The sequence below is a fragment of the Sphingopyxis sp. GW821-FHT12C06 genome, from assembly GCF_058807415.1.
Map to the genome: position 1 here is coordinate 1 of NZ_JBXAQR010000003.1, position 18,244 is coordinate 18,244.

An 18,244-nucleotide genomic window follows, 5' to 3' on the forward strand; every position below is an offset into this window, starting at 1 on the left:
TTGGGCTGATCGAGATGCGCTTCCATATTGACCGGCGGCACGGTGAAGGGGCCGATGGCTGCGGGGGTCAGGTCGACGACCTGAATCCCGTCGGCGCGCAGCGCGGCGTCGTGGAGCTTGTGCGCATAGGCCGAGGTGGCGTCGAAGGCGATGCCGATATCCTTGTAACAGGGCAGCTTCTTCAGTCCCTCAATCCCCTCATGCGTCGTCGCGATGCCGTGCGAGCGCGCCATCGCCAACCCTTCGCTGTCGGGATCGATCCCGACCACCGCGGCCAGTTCCATATTCTGCGGATATTTGATCATCTTCATCATCAGGTCGGTGCCGATATTGCCCGAGCCAATGATGACGGCTTGCACCCGTGTCATTGTCATTCCTTATACAAAACGCGCGACGCAATGGCCCAGCGTGCGGTGGCCATTGCCAAGGATCATCTCGAATATGTCGCCGCGCGCAGCCGGTTCCAGCGGGACAAGGCTGCCCGACAGGATGATGTCGCCGGCATCGAGCGTCACACCATGCGCGCCCAATGTGTTCGCAAGCCAGGCGACCGCCTCGGCCGGGTTGCCCTGAACGGCATGGCCGTAGCCTTCCGAAAGCGCCGCGCCGTTCTTCACCACCGCGACATGCAGATTTGGCAGATCCAGGGCACGCGGGTCGAGCCGCCCCTGGCCGATCACGAAAACCCCGCAGGAGGCGTTGTCCGCCACCGTATCGACGATACCGATCTTCCAGTCGGTGATGCGGCTGTCGACGATTTCGAAACAGGGCGCGACGCTCTCGGTCGCCGCGATCACGTCGGCCGCGGTCACCCCGGGCCCCTTGAGCGGGGTGGCGAGGATGAACGCGATTTCCGCTTCGGCGCGCGGCTGGATCAGGCCATGCGCGTCGATATCGATCGCATCTCCCCGAATATGCATGGCATCGGTGAGAAAGCCGAAATCGGGTTGGCGCACGCCCAGCATGTCCTGAACCGCCTTCGACGTGACGCCGATCTTTTTGCCGACGACGCGTTCGCCTTCCTTTCGCCGCCGCGACAGAAAGTCGAGGCTGATCGCATAGGCGTCGTCGATCGTCAGCGTGGGAACGCGTTCGATCAGTGGCGGGAGGGTCCGTCGGTCGCGCAGCGCCCCGAAAAGCTCATGCCCGAATTGCTCAGCGATGTTCATGGAGAAAGCCGATCGAATAATGGTTGAACTCGTTCCGGCGTTCGAGCTGCACCCAGTGACCGGTGCGCGCGAAACTGATGGTCCGGACATTGGCGCAGCGTTCGAGAAACAGCCGGCTGTGCGTCTCCGGGCAAAACTCATCGTCGCGGCCCCACAGTATGAGCATGGGCTTGTCGATCTCGCCGAGGCGCGCGCCGAGATCGGGTGTGCGCATCCGGGTCAGCACATCCTTCGGCTGGGTGCGGGCGACGGCAAAGCGTTCGGCGACGAGCGCGTCCGGAATGGCGGGCGCGAAGTCCGGATGTACGAGATTCGATATGAGCCGTTTCTGCTGGATCATGTCGAAGTCGGCCTCGCCGAAGCTTGAGCGCATCCGGGAAATCCCGGGCATTGCGATATAGACTTCGAAGGGCGCGACGCAGCCCGGCGCCATCAGGACGAGGCGTTCGACAAATTCGGGATGGTCGAGCGCGATCTGGATCGCGACGCCGCCACCCAGTGAATTGCCGACCAGCGCGGCCGTTTCGAGTCCGTGCGCCTTCAGGGCTTCGAGCAAGGTGCCGGTGAATAGCGCGAGCGTATAGTCGATACCCTCCGGCTTCGACGAGGCGCCGTAACCGATCATGTCGGGCAGGACGACGCGATATCCCGCAGCGACGAAAGCGTCGATATTTTCGCGGAAGTTGGACAGGCCCGATGCGCCGGGGCCGCTGCCGTGGATGAACACGACCGCTGGCCCCGACCCGGTTTCCTTGATGTGAATGTCGTATCCGCCGGCGACCCGATACGTCGCGCTTTTCATCTCGTTCATCATTTCATCCCCGACAGGTCACAGATAGTTGAAGGCCGGTTGCTCCCCGGCCATGGTGCCAAGGACGTCGGCGGCACGGATCCCCGGATCGTTGGCGACGTGCGCCCGCGCAGCATTGAGGTCGAGCCAGGGCTGGAGGATGGGGCTGGACATGTAGATGGCCCGGCCGCCGAGCAGCTTCACGATATTGTCGACCAGATCGGCCATGCGCCGCACCACGGTCGATGACTGGTAGGCAAACAGGGCGCGGCGTTCCATGGGGATCGCGACGCCGCGCTCGGCATAACCCATCATCGTGTCGAAGCTGGTCTGCTGCCTGAGTTCCATCTCGTCCACTTCGGCGATAGCGCGTGCCAGTGCGGACTGGAGAACAGGGTCGCTTTTCGATGCTTTGCCCGTGTTGGTCGACACGCGGTTGTGCGCGATTTCGAGGCCGGCCTTGATCGCCGCCCGGGTGCTCCCAAAAGCTGCCGTCGACACGGCGCGAACAAAAATCTGGGCCCAGGGCAGGCGATAGAGCGGGGCATCATTCACCTGCTGCCCGGGGTTGGAGCAGACGAAACCGTCGCTCGACCTGTGGGTGCGATATTCGGGAACGAAGACGCGATCGACGACAATGTCGAAACTGCCGGTCCCTTGCAGGCCGAACACATCCCACGTTCCTTTGATCACCTGATAGTCCGAAGCCGGCAGCAGGAATGTGCGCAGATCGGGTGGTCCATCCTCCGGAAAGTAAAGCGAACCGAGCAACACCCAGCCGCAATGCGAGGAGCCGGAAGAAAATCCCCAGCGACCCGATAAATGGAAACCGCCGTCTGCCTTCTCGACCTTTCCGACCGGCTGATAGGTGGAGGATACCAGCATGTCCGCATCATCACCCCAAACCTCGCGCTGGGCCTGGTCGTCGAACAGCGCCAGCTGATAGGGATGGCATCCCAGCACACCATAGACCCAGCCGGTTGACATGCAGCCCTCGGCGAGCAGCTTTTGCACTTCGTAAAAAACGCCGGGTTCCATTTCATAGCCGCCGTACCGTCGCGGCTGGAGGATGCGGAAAAAGCCCGCGTCCCTCAGTTCGGCTATCGTCACCGCCGGCACGTCACCGTCGAGCGTCGTCTGTCGTGCGCGTTGCTTGAGCTTGGGGACCAAGGCGCTTGCCCGCAAGACCAGCTCTTCTGCCGTCGGAACCGCTCCGGAATCCAGGTTTTTGGATGCTGCTTGAGTCATTGCGTCTGCCTCTCCCTTGATGAACGAGGTGCTCTCGTCTCAAAATTCGTAATCGAATCGGTAAATATTACGAAAAAGATGATTTGAAAAGTCTATAAAGTTGTATATTCGTATTGCTGTCATCGCAAAGGCGCGGCGCGAGTCTCCGCCTGCTGGCGATAGCGGGGGAGTTCAGCGGGGCGGGTGTCGATTGATCGGCGGGCGTTTTCGGTTGCTGCAAGGGGAGTGAGCGCATGGGAATCAGGGCTTTGGGGTATGTTTTGATCGAGACGGCAAAGCCGGAGGCGTGGGACGGCTATCTGACCCGGGTGGTGGGGGCCATGCGCGGTGACGGGGCGCCAGATGGCGTTGCCTTTTACCGGATCGACGACAGGCCGCTCCGCTTCTGGGTCCAGGCGGGCACCGCGGAACGCCTGATTGCGGCCGCCTATGAAGTGGAAGGCCCTGCGGAACTGGCGGGGCTGCGCGACCGGATCGCCCGGGCGGGGCGCCCCGTTCAGGACGGGACGGCGGAAGAGGCGCGCCAGCGCGCGGTGACCGCGTTTTTCAGGACGAGCGATCCCGCCGGAAACGGGTTGGAGTTTTTTCACGGTGGCGCACAGGCGGACAGCCCCTTTGCTTCACCTGCGGGAGTCACCGGTTTCGTCACCGGCGAGATGGGCATGGGGCATGCCGTGTTCGCGGCCCCGAATTTCGATGAAACCCATGCCTTCTATGTGAGCATCGGCTTTTGCGACACCGACATCGCGCGTTACCGCTTCAGTGAGGACCCCGACGATCCCGGCATGGGGTTCATCTTCATGCATGCGGACAACGGCCGGCATCATTCGCTTGCGCTGGGCGATATCCCCCAGTCGCCCTTCGGATGCGTTCATGTGATGCTGGAAATGAAGACACAGGCCGACGTGGGCAAATGCCACGACCGGATGCGGCAGGCGAATATCGCCGAGAGTGCCTCGATCGGTCGCCATGTGAACGACCAGACTTTTGGTTTCTACATGCAGACTCCATCGGGGTTCGATCTTGAAATCGGTTGCGATCCGCTGGTGATCGACCCTGCGACCTGGGTGCCGACCGCGCATGGGACGCCCAGCGAATGGGGGCATGTGTGGGCGTGGCAAAAGGCCGCTGAACACCAATCCTGACGCGGGTCAGGCCGCTTCAAACGTAGAAATTGCCGAGAGGGAGGGTATCGTGATCATGACCATTATGGATTTTACTTCGGTGCATTCATGCCGCTGCCGTGTAGCGGAAGGACGGCCCGCGACAGGGCCATCCTCCGTTAGTGCGGAGGCAGTGCAATGACCGGCCTTCTTCCGCATCCCGTCAATTCGGCGAACCGGCTGAAACTGGGCGTCTTCTGCATCAACACCGCACCGGCGCTCACGACCGTGCCCGAATTGTTCAAACCCGACTGGAAGGAATGTCTTCGCGTTGCACAAATGGCCGATGACGCGGGGTTCGAAGTGGCCGTGCCGATCGCGCGATGGAAGGGATATGTTGACGGCGACTTCGATCATTCCTCGCATGAGGTGATCGACCCGTTCATCTACGCCGCCGCGGTGGCGCAGGCGACGAAGCGCATCGGCGTATTTGCGACCACGCACGCGCCGACTGTTCATCCGCTGATCGTTGCAAAGCAGGCCGCGACGATCGACGCGGTTTCCGGCGGCCGCTTCGGAATGAATATCGTCGGCGGCTGGAACCGGCGCGAGTTCGAAATGTTCGGGATCGACCTGCTCGGGCACAAGGAGCGCTATGAATATCTGGCCGAATGGCTGACCCTGATCCGCCGCTTGTGGTCGGACCATCAGGAGTTTGATTTCGAGAGCGAATGGTTTTCCATGAAAGCTGCGCTGTCGCGACCGCAGCCGCTGCGCGGTGCGGGGGTGCCGATCATGAATGCAGGCTATTCGGATATCGGCATGCATTTTGCTGCACGCCATTCCGATATCGGCCTGATCGGCCTCTTCGGCGAAAATCGCGAGCAATGGCGCGCGCAGGTCGACAAATACAAGCAACTGGCCGGCGGGACCTACGGGCGCGAGATGCAGGTCTGGACCAATATTCAGCTGGTCCTGAAGGACGGCGACGACGAGGCACGGGATTATGTCCGGCATTATTCCGAGGACAAGGTCGATCGCAGAGCCGTCGATAGCTTTATTTCGACCATGGCGCGCGAAAACAGCGTTGCGGAAGATTCCGACCAGATGCGTTTTCTTCGCCGGACGGTCGCTGTGGGGGCTGGCATGCCCGTTGTCGGCAATGCCGAAACCGTCGCCCGCATATTGGAGGATATCTCGGCCGCGGGGATCGACGGGGTCATTCTGAGTGCGATTGACTATGCCGACACTCTGCACAGGCTTGGGCGCGATGTCTTGCCGTGCCTCGAGGAATCGGGTCTGCGACAGGCGCCCGGAACCGGCTGACCCGTTGCGGGCGGGGCCGGAAATCGCAGGGTGGGGGGGAGGGGCGTTCCACCTCTCTCCCGGCCGCGGCGATGGCGAAGAAAAACCAGTCGACAAAGCCGGGCGACTACGATCTTTGTACGCCGGATTTCAGGAGTAAGCATTTGATTCTGCGATCTGGCGGCGTGCGCCGGGAAATGCGGCTTTGAATCCAGGATAGAAGCATTGCGACGGAAAACACCCATTCAGAGCCGGGCCAAGGTGACGTCAGAAGCGATTCTGGAAGCGGCCGAACTCATCATCCTCAAGGATGGATATGACAAGGCGACAACCAATTATATCGCCGAAAGGGCCGGGGTCAGCATCGGCTCGCTATACCAGTATTTCCCGAACAGGGATTCCGTCATATCGGCGTTGATCGAACTCAGGGTGTCGAGCCTTGCCAATGGTGTGCGGGCCGTCCTGCGGGACTCGATGGATGGCCCGCTGCATATCGCGAGCCGCCGGATATTGACCTATCTGCTGGAAAATTTCCGCGAGCATAAGGTGCTCCTCTACTCGCTTTCCAAGCAGACGCCCGAGCTGATCGAACTGACCCGCAACCTTTCGGTCGAACGGTTTACCCAGGCCACCAGCAAGGCGCTTTTCGAAAATCATCTCGACGAGATTACCGTGACGAACCTCGATCGATCGCTCAACATCCTCGAAATCGCGGTCCTGTCGAACATCCGGCGCTATATTGTGGAAAGCCCGGCGGACATGACCGACGAGGAATTCATCGACGAAATGGTCAGATTGACCCTCGCTTATCTGAAGGCGTGAGAAGGGCGCGGGCTGCCAATCGGGCAGCTCCGCTGGAATCAGAGGCTGTATCCGCCATCGAGGGTGAGCGTCTGGCCGGTCACGAAACGTGCCCGGTGCGATGCAAGGAACAAGACGGCTTCGGCAACCTCTTCGGCGGTTCCCAGCCGTTTCAGTGCGGAGTTCCGGATCGCCGCCTCGATATATTTATCGTCATAGGCGACGCCGATCAGCTTTCGGAAAAGTCCGGCGTCGATCAGACCGAGCGCGACGGTGTTGGCGCGAATGCCGTTTCGCCCTTCTTCCCTCGCGATCCCCGTCATCAAGGCGTCGATCGCGGCCTTGGGCACGACCGACAGGGCGTCCTTTGCGGGCCACCGGAGCAGGCCGGTTGTGCTGATCGTCACGAAATTCCCGCCGCTTTCCCGCATATGGGGCAGCATGGCATGGACCAGATTGAAAAAACCATTGGTGTCGGCGTCGAGGACGCGCCGGAATTCGTCGGGTCCGATATCGCCGATGAACTTCATCGCAATATGCGATCCGGCGGCGTTCACCACGGTGTGGATGCGCTGATGCTCCGCAATGATCCCGGCGCAAACGGCCGCGACGTCGACGGCATTTTCCAGCGCCAGCGCGACACACATGGCCTTGCGTCCGTATTGGCTGATGGTCTGGGCCACTTCCTCGGCGACCGCTGCATTGGTGCGATAGGTCAACACGACATCGGCGCCGGCTGCCGCGAGTTTTTCGCAGATCGCCCGGCCGATGCCGCCGCTGCCTCCGATGACGAGCGCCACGCCGCCGGCGGGGAAATCGGGAGCGGCGGTCATGTCAAAAGCTCCTCGAGATGATTTCTTTCATGATCTCGTTGGTGCCGCCGTAGATCATCTGGGCGCGGGCATCGATCCATGCCCGCGCGACAGGATATTCGAGCATATAGCCATAACCGCCATGGAGCTGGACGCAGTCGTCGAGCACGCGGTTCTGCAACTCGGTGCACCACCATTTGGCCATCGCGGATGCCTCGGCGCTCAATTGGCCTGCCGAGGCAAGCTCGATGCAGCGATCGACATAGACCCGGGCGATTTGCGTCTTGCTCTTGCACTCCGCCAGTTTGAATTTCGTATTCTGGAAATCGATCAGCTTCTGCCCGAACGCTTCGCGCGACTTGGTGTAATCGACGGTCGATTCCAGCGCGACCTCGCAACCGGCGACGGCGCGGATGGCGATCATCAGCCGTTCCCACGCGAGCTCCTGCATCAGATAGGATAGCCCTTCGCCCGCGATACCGAGCAGATTGGCTTTGGGGACCCGGACCCCGTCGAAGAAAAGCTCGGCCGCGTCCTGGGCTTTCTGGCCGATCTTGTCGAGCGGCAGGCTTTTGCTGACGCCTTTGCGATCGGCTTCGACGAGAAAGAGGGACAGGCCGCTTTTCCCGTCCTTCTGGTCGGTTTTAGCGGCGACGATGATGAGGTCCGTGATGTAGCCGTTGGTGATGAAGGTTTTGGCGCCGTTGATGAGATAGTCGTCGCCATCGACGACGGCGCGCGTGGAAATGGCCCGCAGATCCGATCCGCCGCGGGGTTCCGTCATGGCCAGCGAGCCGATGATTTCGCCGCGAGCCATCCTTGGCAGCCATGTCGTCTTTTGCAGCTCGTCTCCAAAGCGCTCGATATATCCCGCGACGATTTCCGAGTGCATGACGAAGCCGGGACCCGCGGCGTTGGCGCGCTGCTGCTCTTCGATCAGCACGGCGCTATATTTCCGGTCCGCGCCAGCTCCGCCATATTGTTCCGGCGTGGTCACGCAAAGAAACCCGTGCTTGCCCGCTTCAAGCCAGACTTTGCGGTCGGGATGGCCCTGCTTGTTCCATTTATCCAGATTGGGAATGACGGAATCTTGCATGAAGCGCCGCACATTGCTGCGAAACATTTCATGTTCCGCAGAGAATATCGTTCGCTCGATGGGAAAAAACTGATTCACGATCACCTGCAATTCTGTCGGTTGGAATATTCGTTTCGATGATCAAATCCGACCCAAGTCAGCGGCCGGAAAATCCCTGCCGAAATTCCTACATCCCGATTTCACTCAATTAGAACTCGTATTCGGGGCGACGGGACTGTCGCGCGCGTGCGCGACTGCGCGAAAACTCGTCGAGTGAACCGTCGCGTGACGGCAGGAGCCATCATGAGGGCCGGCTCGACATTTCGCGAGTGAATGCGAGTTTCAGCTGAGCGGGCTTCGCTCTCTCTTGCTCGACTTCAATAGCGAGAGGGAATTGCGATAGTGGCCACGACCAAGGATTACGGGCTGGGGGATTTCGACTTTCCGCGAGGCTGGTTCATGATCGCGGAAGCCTCCGAACTGAACGATGCGCCGTTGCCATTGCGATTTTTCGGAAAGGATTTTGCCCTGTTCCGGGGTGCCAGCGGCCGCCTTGTTCTGCTCGATGCCCATTGCAGTCATATGGGCGCGCATCTGGCGGCGTCGACCAGCGCGTCGCTCGTCGTTCATGGCGAGCAGATCGTCGGCGATTCCATCCGCTGCCCCTATCATGGCTGGCGCTTCAATCATGAGGGCGATGTCGACGATATTCCGGGCTATGACGGGCCGTGCCCGAAGGCCGCAAAGCTCGGTTCCTATCGCGTGAAGGAAGCGATGGGGGCGATCATGATGTGGCATGATCCGGAAGGCGGCGAGCCGGACTTCGAGTTTCCCGCTTTACCCGAATGGGACGCGCCCAACTGGGTCAACGGAGCCTATGATCATCTGGGATGTCTGGGAATACATCCGCAGGAAATACTCGATAATATGGCTGATTCCAATCACTTGGGGCCAACGCACGGATCGCCGTGCGAATATTTCGAGAATGAATTCGAGGGGCATCTCTACGCCCAGAGACAGGGCGGGTTTCGCCGGGAATATGACGCGTTCCTGATGACTTATACCTGGTATACCGGCCCGGGACTTTTGCTTTCGAGGCAGGCGATCGGCGATATCCGTTCGATTGAATTCATCTTTCACACACCGGTTGAGGATGGGGTGACCAAGGTCTGGCACAATAATCTGTTGATGACCGCAAGCGAGGCGCCGGGAGATGATGACCGTGCCCGGGCGAAAGCGGTTCAGAACGAGGTGCTGGCAGCATTCCAGCAGGATTTCGATATATGGCGGAACAAGAAGCCGGCGGTGCGGATCATGGGCTTGCCAACCGAGCGCAATTTCCAGCTCGGCCGTATCTGGTATCGCCAATTCTATAACCCGCGGGCTCGCGTCGAAGAGTTTCGCCGACGCGCTGACGGAAAGCATGTGCCGACCCATAAGGAACGGCCGCCTCAGGCCTCCCTCGAACTGGAGGGCGGCCAAGGAGCCTGACAGGTCGAAGCGCGTGGCGGGCAATCCGGATTCGGCAGTTCCGAAGGATGCTCGTCCGATACCGGCTTGGGGCGACTTGAACTCCTTTGCCCGCGGCGCGCATGATCGTCGTCGACGAAACCTCAACCTCCGCTTTGTCAATTTTCTGGTCAGGGCCGGACGGGCGGTGAACGGCCACAATCGGCAAGCGGGTAATCCCGATTTGGCCCGCTGGCAAAAACATGAGGATTGCCAACGGCATGGAACGCCGGTAAACATCCGAATCATTCCAACGCGAAGAAAGGAGGGCATAGATGAAATTTCCGACCACATGCCCTCTCGGCGGGTTTCCTGCCAACGGGCGCTTCCACCACTAGGTCCTGAAGCCCCCGTGATCCGGCTTTTCGTCCGGATCACCCCCTGAACATAAACGCATTGGAGACGGCGCATCTGCGCCGGTTCATGATATGACATCGACACACGACAATGGTCGCGCGGATTCGATCCGCCGCGTTCTCGATTTTACTTTCCGCCACTGGGCTGCGCAGCGTGGACGCGCAGTCTTCGTCGGCCTGTTTATCACCGCCGCGACGGTCACGGAGATTTTCGTGCCGCTGTTCGCGGGGCGTTTGATCGACGCGCTGGCGGCCGACCAGCGCGACAGCGCGCTCGCGCTGTTCGCAGCGATGGCGGCGCTCGGTCTCGCGATGGTCCTGCTCCGTCACGTCGCCTGGGCAGGCATCATCCCCTTCACGCTTCGCATGATGCAGGGCGTAACGCAGGGCGCCTTCCATCGCGTTCAGCGCTTCTCGACCGACTGGCACGCCAATGCCTTCGCCGGTTCGACGGTGCGGAAGATCACGCGCGGCATGTGGGCGTTCGATACGCTCAACGATGTGCTTCTGCTGCAATTGCTGCCGTCGGCGGTCGTGCTCGTCGGCACGATGCTCCTCCTCGGCTGGCATTGGCCGGTGCTCGGGCTTGTCATGGGTATCGGTGCCGCCGCCTATGTGGCGATGACCCTCACGCTCGCCACGCGCTGGGCATCTCCTGCCGCGACGCTGTCCAACGCATGGGACACCAAGCTTGGCGGCCTCCTGTCGGATGCGGTCGGCTCCAACGCCGTCGTCAAGGCGTTCGGCGCCGAGGATCGCGAGGAGGAGCGCGTCGGCGGGCTGCTTGCCAAATGGGCGAAGCGCACGCGGCGCACGTGGATGCGCTATACCTGGTCGGGCAGCGCGCAGATCCTTCTTCTGTGGATCATGCGCGGCGCAATCACCGGCGTGGCCCTGTGGCTATGGTGGCGCGGGGCGGCGACGCCGGGCGACGTCACCTATGTGCTCACCAGCTATTTCGTCGTCCACGGCTATCTCGTCGACATCGGCTTTCATATTCATCACCTCCAGCGCGCGGTGAACGAGATGGAAGAACTGGTCGATCTCCACGACCAGCCGCTCGGGATCGAGGATCGCGCCGATGCGGCCCCGATCCGCATCGCGGCGGGCGAGGTGCGTGTCGAGGATGTCACCTTCCGGTACGGCGGACACGAAAAGCCGCTCTACGAGCATCTCGACGTCCTGATCCGGGGTGGCGAGCGGATCGGTCTGGTCGGCCATTCGGGATCGGGCAAGACGACGTTTGTGAAGTTGATCCAGCGCCTCTACGATGTGAACGAAGGCCGGGTGACGATCGACGGGCAGGATGTGTCGCACGCAACCCAGCAGTCGCTGCGCGCGCAGATTGCAATCGTTCAGCAGGAGCCGATCCTGTTCCACCGCAGCCTTGCCGACAATATTGCCTATGCTCGCCCCGGGGCGAGCCAGGCCGAAGTCGAGGCGGCGGCGCGGCTCGCCAATGCGCATGAGTTCATCGCACGGCTTCCGCGCGGCTATGCAACGCCGGTTGGTGAGCGCGGCGTCAAGCTGTCGGGCGGCGAGCGCCAGCGCGTGGCGCTGGCCCGGGCCTTTCTGGCCGACGCGCCGATCCTCATTCTGGACGAGGCGACCTCAAGCCTCGATTCGGAGAGCGAGGCCCTGATCCAGCAGGCGATGGACCGGTTGATGAAGGGCCGCACTGCGATCGTCATCGCGCACCGGCTTTCGACGGTGCGCACGCTCGATCGCATATTGGTGTTCGATCAGGGCCGGATCGTCGAGGATGGCGATCACGAAACGCTGCTCACGAATGCGGACGGCCAGTATCGCCGTCTGTTCGACCGGCAGTCTGGGAACATCGTGGATGAAAGCCCGGTCTTTGTTGATGGCTGAGCCGACCGGCAAAGTGGTGCTATCGATCGTCGACCTCTGGTCGATGATCGATAGCATGCCGTTCGCCGGCGACGGTTTTGCAGGCAGGCCGATCTTTGATCGTCGATGGAATGGCCGTGGGGAGGGCGAGCATCCGCAATTCGCCGGAGCCGCCGCTTTTTCGTCGCCGCCACATTCAAGCTGTCCGTCCGCTATCGGCCATTTTCTGCGGGATGTTCTGCGCTTCGCACGAAGCCAGTAAAGCAGCAGAAGGAACGAATGTGAGCGAGGCAAGCCTTGGGCGTGCAACTGGCAGGCCCGCACGGCCTGTCAAAAAGGCCGGCCGCAAGGGCGGGCCAGAAACCGGCATTCACAAGCCAGATCATTTAAACGGTGCCACAAAATGGCGATGATGGTGCGGTCGAGAAGACTCGAACTTCCACGGCCTTTCGGCCACAACGACCTCAACGTTGCGCGTCTACCAGTTCCGCCACGACCGCACATCATGATGGTCCGGATCGGGTCCGGCACCAGGTAGGAGCGGGCGCCTAGCAAAGCTTTTCGGGTGATGCAAGCGAGCTTCTCCGCTTTTCTTTTCTGAAAGGGCAAAGGCACGGCCCGCCGTGCCTGTGGCTGTCACCAAACCGACTCCAAAGAGTCATCCAACTGTCACGGCTCTGGCGTCAGACCGTCATCGAATCACCCTAGTGGCGTCCTCACCGGGGGCGAGGCGACGATGATCCTCTCTCGTTCGCCGGTGGTATTTCATCAGCGCCTCGGGGGCGCACACCGGGAACGGAGAATTTCATGGCGGCTTTCGCACGCATTCGTTTGGTCATGCTCAGCGGCGTGGCCTGTTCCATCCTTGCGGCCTGCGGTGCCGACGGCGTTGCTTCGCCGGGTGAAGGCGTGATCGTGATCCCGACGCCGACCCCCACGCCGACGCCGACCCCGACGCCCACGCCGACCCCGGGTGTTGTTACTCCGGCGGCGAGCTGCCCGGATATTTCGGGTGCCAATAAGCTGACCGACCGTGGCACAATCAGCGGCCCGCAGGGTACGTGGCGCAATTGCGAGTTTCCTGAGCGTTTCAATAGTTCCACGGCGATCCCGAAAGTTGCGGGCGTCATCTATTCGCTGGGCGGCCGCGTCGATGTCGGCACCGACCAGGGCGCCGCGAGCACCAACACCGTAGCCACGCTGACTATCGATCCGGGCGTCACTATCTTTGGCGCGACCGGCGTGTCGTGGCTCGCGGTCAACCGCGGCAACCAGATCAACGCTGTCGGCACCGCGACCCAGCCGATCATCTTCACCGGTCGCAAAAACGTGGTCGGTCCGATCGATGATGACACGTCCCAGCTCTGGGGCGGCGTTGTTCTGCTCGGCCGCGCGCCGGTCACTGATTGCGAAGCAGCGGGCGCGGTCGAAGGCACTGTCGATTGCCAGCGCGACACCGAAGGTGCGACGGGCGCAAGATACGGTGGCGCACAGCCGGCCGACAGCTCGGGCCGCATGTCCTATGTCCAGATCCGCTATTCGGGCTTTACCCTTGCGCCCGACAAGGAATTGCAGGGCCTGACCCCGTCGGGCACCGGTTCGGGCACCCAGATCGACCATATCCAGGTCCACAACAGCTCGGACGACGGCATCGAAGTGTTCGGCGGCCGCGTGAACATGAAGCATCTGGTGATCACCGGCGCCGAGGATGACAATCTCGACACCGACGTCGGTTACAAGGGCAATATCCAATATGTGATCGCGGTGCAGCGCGCCGGCGGCACGATCGGCGACTCGATCCTCGAGGTCGATTCGAACGGCAATGAAAACGCCGTTCCGCGCCAGTTCGTCCAGCTCGCGAACTTCACCTTCATCCAGCGCAACGCGGCGGCGGGCAACACCGCGGCGATGCTGATCCGCGGCGGCGCCGACTATACGATGGCCAATGGCCTCGTCATATCGCCGGGCATCGGCTGTCTGCGTCTCAACAGCGCGACGACGACGCAGACCACGGGAACCGACGAAAAGGGGCCGCCGAAATTCTTCTCGGTCTCGATGCAGTGCGGCGCCACGCCGTTCCTCGGCACCAGCGGCGTGACCAATGCCGAAGTGCAGGCGATCTTCGGCGCGGGCACGAACAACAGCGCGGCCTATACCCCCAGCCTGACGAACCTGTTCGTCAACGGGGCGACCGAAACCGCACTGACGCCCTATAATGCAAAGCTGCTGAACGCCTTCTTCGACACCACCGCCTATGTCGGTGCTGTCCGCGACGCCAGCGACACCTGGTATCAGGGCTGGACCTGCAATTCGGCGACCGCATCGTTCGGGGCCAGCAGCGGCAGCTGCACCGCGCTGCCGACGACCTGATCGCTCAATAACCAATCGGGGGAGCGGGCAGGTCCATGCCGGACTGGCCCGCTCCTTTCCCACATTATCTTCGGGGACATTCGACCATGACCAAGCGGCCGATCTTCGCCAGCCTGCTTCTCCTCAGCTCCGCCCTTGTCGCGCCCGCGGCGCTTGCCCAGGACGCGGGCGCCGAACCGGCCGCCGACGCGGCGGCGCAACCGGATGAGGAAGACGGCGATGTCTCGATCCCAGGCGGCGCCGATGCCGAAATCGTCGTCACCGGCCGTTTCACCCCCAATATCGTCCGCGCGACCCCCGAAGTGGTGTCGGCGCTGTCGTCCGCCGACATCGCGCGGACGGGCGAGGGCGACATCTCGGGCGCGCTGCAACGCGTCACCGGCCTGTCGGTCGTTGGTGGCGGTTATGTCTATGTCCGCGGCCTTGGCGACCGTTATTCGCTGGCGCTGCTCAACGGTTCGCCGCTGCCCAGCCCCGAACCGCTGAAGCGCGTCGTCCCGCTCGACATCTTCCCCTCGAACGTCATCGATTCGACGCTGATCCAGAAAAGCTATTCGGTCAATTTCCCCGGCGAGTTTGGCGGCGGCGTGATCAACCTCACGACCAAGGCGATCCCGCGCGAACCCTTCCTGACCTTCAGCGGCGGGATCGGCTGGGACAGCGAGACGACCAACCAGCTCGGCTATACCTATTATGGCAGCGACACCGACTGGACCGGCTTCGACGACGGCACCCGCGACGTGCCGCCGCTGCTCAAGGCCGCGTTCGGAAGCGGCAAGCCGATCCTCGAGGGCGCCGACTTCAGCCAGGACGATCTGAAGGCGATGGCGATGGAGCTGTCCAACTCCCCAACCTCGCTGCTTCAGCAGAACAATCATATCCCGGTCAACTGGTCGGCGGGCGTCACCGGCGGCACGACTATCGCACTTGGCGATGGCGAACTCGGCATCATCGCGACCGCCGGGATGAGCAACAAGTGGCGCACCCGCGACACGCTGCAACAGACGTCGGTCGAACGCGACCTGTCGGGCGATCCGCAGACCAGCTATAACCGCGTCGTCACCGACAATCGCGTTGTCGTCAACGGCCTCCTCGGCTTCGGGCTGGAGATCGGCGAGCACAAGCTGCGCTGGACCAACCTCTATATCCGCGACACGCTGAAACAGGCCCGCCTCGCGCTCGGCACCGACGCGAACCAGCAGGGCCGCGACATCATGAAGCAGGACACCGCCTGGTACGAGCGGCAGCTGATCAACACCCAGTTCGTCGGCGAATTCCACTTCGACCAGCTCAAGCTCGACCTGCGCGGCGGCTATGCCAATTCGCAGCGCGAAGCGCCCTATGAGCGCAGCTTCACCTATGTCCGCACCAATTTGCCCACCGCGCAGGATCCGCTCGGCGACAAGTTCGTCAACGATCTCGGCGGCAGCCGCGGCGACGCGAGCATCGCCTTTTCGGACCTGAACGAGGATCTGTGGTCGGGCGGCGTCGACCTCTCTTACGAACTGGCCCCGCGCATCACCGCGACGGTCGGCTATGCCTATAGCGACACGCACCGGACCTCGGCGCGCCGCTCGTTCCAGTTTCGCGCCTCGAACCTGCCGCTCGCGGTGCAGCAGCTCCGCCCCGACTATCTCCTCTCCGACGCGACGATCCAGTTGTATGATATCACGCTGCTCGAAACCTCGGCACAGGACGGCACCGCGGCCTTCGCGGCCGACCTCACGACCCACGCCGGCTATGCGCAGGTGCAGGCCGAACTGACGTCGGGCGTCAACATCAACGCGGGTGTGCGCTATGAAACGGCGAAGCAGACGGTCGCGCCGATCGACCTGTTCAACACCGGCTCGTCGGCGATCGTGGAAACGAACCTCGACAACAATTACTGGCTCCCCGCCGTTACCCTGACCTGGGAAGTGGCCCCCGACATGCAGCTGCGCGCCAGCGGGTCGAAAACGATCGCGCGCCCGCAGTTCCGCGAACTGGTGGCGCAAGTCTATCAGGATCCCGAATCGAACCGCCTGTACCGCGGCAACCCCTCGCTGACCGACAGCGAGCTTTGGAATGCCGAGGCGCGCTATGAATGGTATTTCGACAAGGATCAGCGCCTGTCGGTCGCCGGCTTCTACAAGTCGATCGACAATCCGATCGAAGCCTTCACTTCGCTGTCGGATTCGTCGGTCAGCACCGGCTTTGCCAATGCGCCGAAGGCGACGCTCTATGGCGCCGAGATCGAGGTCCAGAAATATGTTCCGCTCGATACATTGTCGGATGCGCCCTTCTGGCAAAGCCGCCGCCTCGTCCTGATCGGCAACTATACCTATACCCAGTCGGACATTTCGGTTCGCGAAGGCGACACCACGGTGATCAACGGGGTGACCGAGGCCGCGAGCAATTATTTCTTCGACGGCGCTCCGATGACCGGCCAGTCCGATCACCTGGTCAACGTCCAGATCGGGCTCGAGGATCAGGACAAGCTGTCGCAGCAGACTTTCCTACTGACCTACGCCAGCCCGCGCGTCACCAGCCGCGGTCCGTCGCGCCAGCCCGACCTGCTCGAAAAGCCGGGCATCCAGCTCGACTTCGTCGCGCGCCAGGGGCTGAACATGCTGGGCAAAGAGGTCGAACTGAAGTTCGAGGCACGCAACCTGACCGGCCGCAAATATCAGGAAGTCCAGACCTCGGGTGACAACAAAATCTACTTCAACCGTTACAAGCTGGGCCGTACCTTCTCGCTCAGCGCGTCGCTGAAATTTTAGGCTGGTGTGCCCCTCCCGCTAGCGGGAGGGGCCGCGAGACTTGCGAGCTTGCTCGCTAGCCGCAGCGGGGAGGGATTTGCGTCATCGCTCCCCTGCCTCCAGACTCGCCCGGCTGTAAAAAAACTGTCATCTTTGCGTCAACTGCCTGTCATTAATCCCGCCTAGGCGATTCGGGACGGCATTTTCACGTGGGGGACCGGGGAATTTTCATGGCGACGCTGATGTCTGGATCAGCCGTGCGACTGCCACGTGGCTTGCCCGCCTGGCTCCGCAGCGGCGTGCGCGCACCACGTCAGGTCTGGCCGTTGCTGCTCGCCGGGCTCGTTGGCGCCTTGCTCGTCTGGCAATTGGTGCGCCTGCTCTGGGTGCTGATCGTTCCGCTGTCGCCGCTCGGTGCGTGGCAGCCGCAGGCGGCAGTGATCGTCTCGCCCGCCGAACGCCGCGCGCTGTTCACCAGCCTTGATCCCTTTTTCCGCGGCGCCGCGCAGGGCCCCGCCAGCGCGACGGTCACCGCGCTCGGGCTGACGCTGTTTGGCATCAACCTCAACGAAGCGACCGGCGGCGGCTCGGCGATCATCGCGGGCGAGGACGGGGTGCAGAACAGCTACGCTGTCGGCGACGAAATCGCGCCGGGGGTAAAGCTCGCCGGGGTCGCCTTCGACCATGTCACGCTTGATCGCGGCGGCGCGCGCGAAAGCCTGTTTCTCGATCAGAGCGGCGGGGCGCCGGTTGCCGGCGCCGCGACCCCATTGCCCGCACCGACGCCCGAAATCGGCAGTGCGGCGGCTGGCGGGGTCAGTGCCAATGGCGAAATGTCGCCCGCCGCGCTCAAGGCCGGGGTCGCTTTCGCTCCGCGCACCGAAAATGGCCGTGTCACGGGTCTCGTTGTCCAGCCACAGGGTGACGGCGCCGCTTTCCGTGCTGCGGGCCTGCGCCCCGGCGATGTCATCCGCTCGGTCGGTGGCCGTCCGATCGGCTCGGCGGCCGACGCGGCGGCACTTGCCAATCAGCTCACTCCGGGCGCCCGCCTGTCCTTTGAAGTCGAACGCGGCGCCAGCGTCGTTCCGGTTGCCATTTTTCTTGCAAAGCCCTGACC

The 18,244-nt window shown here is 62.3% G+C and carries 14 protein-coding genes, 1 tRNA gene and 1 pseudogene; 9 read left to right on the plus strand and 7 right to left on the minus strand.

Translation table 11 applies throughout. The features are described from left to right. The 4 genes and pseudogenes from AC1RRJ_RS09210 to AC1RRJ_RS09225 all read right to left on the minus strand — a co-directional run. A pseudogene (locus tag AC1RRJ_RS09210) lies at window positions 1–368 on the minus strand (acetaldehyde dehydrogenase (acetylating)); the annotation flags it as partial. 9 nt (window positions 369–377) lie between these two features. Then, complete coding sequence (locus AC1RRJ_RS09215) at window positions 378–1,169, minus strand: fumarylacetoacetate hydrolase family protein (RefSeq protein WP_493121842.1); 792 nt, start codon at window positions 1,167–1,169, stop codon at window positions 378–380. Further along, complete coding sequence (locus AC1RRJ_RS09220) at window positions 1,156–1,971, minus strand: alpha/beta fold hydrolase (protein ID WP_493121843.1); 816 nt, start codon at window positions 1,969–1,971, stop codon at window positions 1,156–1,158. Before AC1RRJ_RS09220 ends, AC1RRJ_RS09215 begins: the two co-directional genes overlap by 14 nt. A gap of 27 nt (window positions 1,972–1,998) precedes the next feature. Beyond that, window positions 1,999–3,129, minus strand: a complete 1,131-nt coding sequence (locus AC1RRJ_RS09225) for an acyl-CoA dehydrogenase family protein (RefSeq protein WP_493121845.1) — start codon at window positions 3,127–3,129, stop codon at window positions 1,999–2,001. Window positions 3,130–3,440: 311 nt separating this feature from the next. On the opposite strand from AC1RRJ_RS09225, the gene AC1RRJ_RS09230 reads away from it, so the two are divergent. The 3 genes from AC1RRJ_RS09230 (at window position 3,441) to AC1RRJ_RS09240 (ending at window position 6,437) form a co-directional block, all read left to right on the plus strand. After that, window positions 3,441–4,352, plus strand: coding sequence for a VOC family protein (locus AC1RRJ_RS09230; protein WP_493121848.1), 912 nt, complete (start codon window positions 3,441–3,443; stop codon window positions 4,350–4,352). Window positions 4,353–4,508: 156 nt separating this feature from the next. After that, window positions 4,509–5,636, plus strand: coding sequence for an LLM class flavin-dependent oxidoreductase (locus tag AC1RRJ_RS09235; protein WP_493121850.1), 1,128 nt, complete (start codon window positions 4,509–4,511; stop codon window positions 5,634–5,636). Between the two features lie 240 nt (window positions 5,637–5,876). Beyond that, window positions 5,877–6,437 carry a TetR/AcrR family transcriptional regulator gene (locus tag AC1RRJ_RS09240; RefSeq protein ID WP_493121852.1) on the plus strand — a complete coding sequence of 187 codons (561 nt, stop codon included), beginning with the start codon at window positions 5,877–5,879 and terminating at the stop codon, window positions 6,435–6,437. 38 nt (window positions 6,438–6,475) lie between these two features. Here AC1RRJ_RS09240 and AC1RRJ_RS09245 read toward each other — a convergent pair whose 3' ends face one another. Further along, window positions 6,476–7,249, minus strand: coding sequence for an SDR family NAD(P)-dependent oxidoreductase (locus AC1RRJ_RS09245; protein ID WP_493121854.1), 774 nt, complete (start codon window positions 7,247–7,249; stop codon window positions 6,476–6,478). Between the two features lies 1 nt (window position 7,250). Then, a complete protein-coding gene (locus AC1RRJ_RS09250) occupies window positions 7,251–8,402 on the minus strand; it encodes an acyl-CoA dehydrogenase family protein (protein ID WP_493121857.1) in 1,152 nt (383 codons plus the stop codon). Window positions 8,403–8,705: 303 nt separating this feature from the next. On the opposite strand from AC1RRJ_RS09250, the gene AC1RRJ_RS09255 reads away from it, so the two are divergent. The 3 genes from AC1RRJ_RS09255 to AC1RRJ_RS09265 all read left to right on the plus strand — a co-directional run bounded on the left by AC1RRJ_RS09255 (window position 8,706) and on the right by AC1RRJ_RS09265 (window position 12,281). After that, the gene (locus tag AC1RRJ_RS09255; RefSeq protein WP_493121858.1) at window positions 8,706–9,794 is read left to right on the plus strand and encodes an aromatic ring-hydroxylating dioxygenase subunit alpha; all 1,089 of its coding nucleotides are present in this window, start codon (window positions 8,706–8,708) and stop codon (window positions 9,792–9,794) included. A 446-nt stretch (window positions 9,795–10,240) separates the two neighbouring features. Further along, window positions 10,241–12,040: an ABC transporter ATP-binding protein gene (locus tag AC1RRJ_RS09260; RefSeq protein ID WP_493121861.1), complete on the plus strand. Its 1,800-nt coding sequence runs from the start codon at window positions 10,241–10,243 to the stop codon at window positions 12,038–12,040. Then, window positions 12,033–12,281: a hypothetical protein gene (locus tag AC1RRJ_RS09265; RefSeq protein ID WP_493121863.1), complete on the plus strand. Its 249-nt coding sequence runs from the start codon at window positions 12,033–12,035 to the stop codon at window positions 12,279–12,281. Before AC1RRJ_RS09260 ends, AC1RRJ_RS09265 begins: the two co-directional genes overlap by 8 nt. Before the next feature lie 151 nt (window positions 12,282–12,432). Here the strand turns inward: AC1RRJ_RS09265 and AC1RRJ_RS09270 are convergent. After that, a tRNA-Leu gene (locus tag AC1RRJ_RS09270) sits at window positions 12,433–12,519 on the minus strand. A 307-nt stretch (window positions 12,520–12,826) separates the two neighbouring features. Between AC1RRJ_RS09270 and AC1RRJ_RS09275 the strand changes: the two genes are divergently transcribed. The 3 genes from AC1RRJ_RS09275 (at window position 12,827) to AC1RRJ_RS09285 (ending at window position 18,242) form a co-directional block, all read left to right on the plus strand. Then, complete coding sequence (locus tag AC1RRJ_RS09275) at window positions 12,827–14,389, plus strand: beta-helix domain-containing protein (RefSeq protein WP_493121865.1); 1,563 nt, start codon at window positions 12,827–12,829, stop codon at window positions 14,387–14,389. A gap of 86 nt (window positions 14,390–14,475) precedes the next feature. Further along, window positions 14,476–17,148 carry a TonB-dependent receptor domain-containing protein gene (locus tag AC1RRJ_RS09280; RefSeq protein ID WP_493121867.1) on the plus strand — a complete coding sequence of 891 codons (2,673 nt, stop codon included), beginning with the start codon at window positions 14,476–14,478 and terminating at the stop codon, window positions 17,146–17,148. A gap of 209 nt (window positions 17,149–17,357) precedes the next feature. Continuing rightward, entirely contained in the window at window positions 17,358–18,242 is an 885-nt protein-coding gene (locus AC1RRJ_RS09285; RefSeq protein ID WP_493121869.1) for a type II secretion system protein N, read from the plus strand. Window positions 18,243–18,244 lie beyond the last annotated feature (2 nt).

Bases quoted from the DNA above. Each gene is read 5' to 3' on its own strand.
- AC1RRJ_RS09285 (WP_493121869.1), top strand. From the start codon at position 17,358: ATGGCGACGCTGATGTCTGGATCAGCCGTGCGACTGCCACGTGGCTTG.
- AC1RRJ_RS09275 (WP_493121865.1), top strand. From the start codon at position 12,827: ATGGCGGCTTTCGCACGCATTCGTTTGGTCATGCTCAGCGGCGTGGCC.
- AC1RRJ_RS09260 (WP_493121861.1), top strand. From the start codon at position 10,241: ATGACATCGACACACGACAATGGTCGCGCGGATTCGATCCGCCGCGTT.
- AC1RRJ_RS09245 (WP_493121854.1), bottom strand. From the start codon at position 7,249: ATGACCGCCGCTCCCGATTTCCCCGCCGGCGGCGTGGCGCTCGTCATC.
- AC1RRJ_RS09220 (WP_493121843.1), bottom strand. From the start codon at position 1,971: ATGAAAAGCGCGACGTATCGGGTCGCCGGCGGATACGACATTCACATC.
- AC1RRJ_RS09230 (WP_493121848.1), top strand. From the start codon at position 3,441: ATGGGAATCAGGGCTTTGGGGTATGTTTTGATCGAGACGGCAAAGCCG.
- AC1RRJ_RS09265 (WP_493121863.1), top strand. From the start codon at position 12,033: ATGGCTGAGCCGACCGGCAAAGTGGTGCTATCGATCGTCGACCTCTGG.
- AC1RRJ_RS09215 (WP_493121842.1), bottom strand. From the start codon at position 1,169: ATGAACATCGCTGAGCAATTCGGGCATGAGCTTTTCGGGGCGCTGCGC.
- AC1RRJ_RS09235 (WP_493121850.1), top strand. From the start codon at position 4,509: ATGACCGGCCTTCTTCCGCATCCCGTCAATTCGGCGAACCGGCTGAAA.
- AC1RRJ_RS09280 (WP_493121867.1), top strand. From the start codon at position 14,476: ATGACCAAGCGGCCGATCTTCGCCAGCCTGCTTCTCCTCAGCTCCGCC.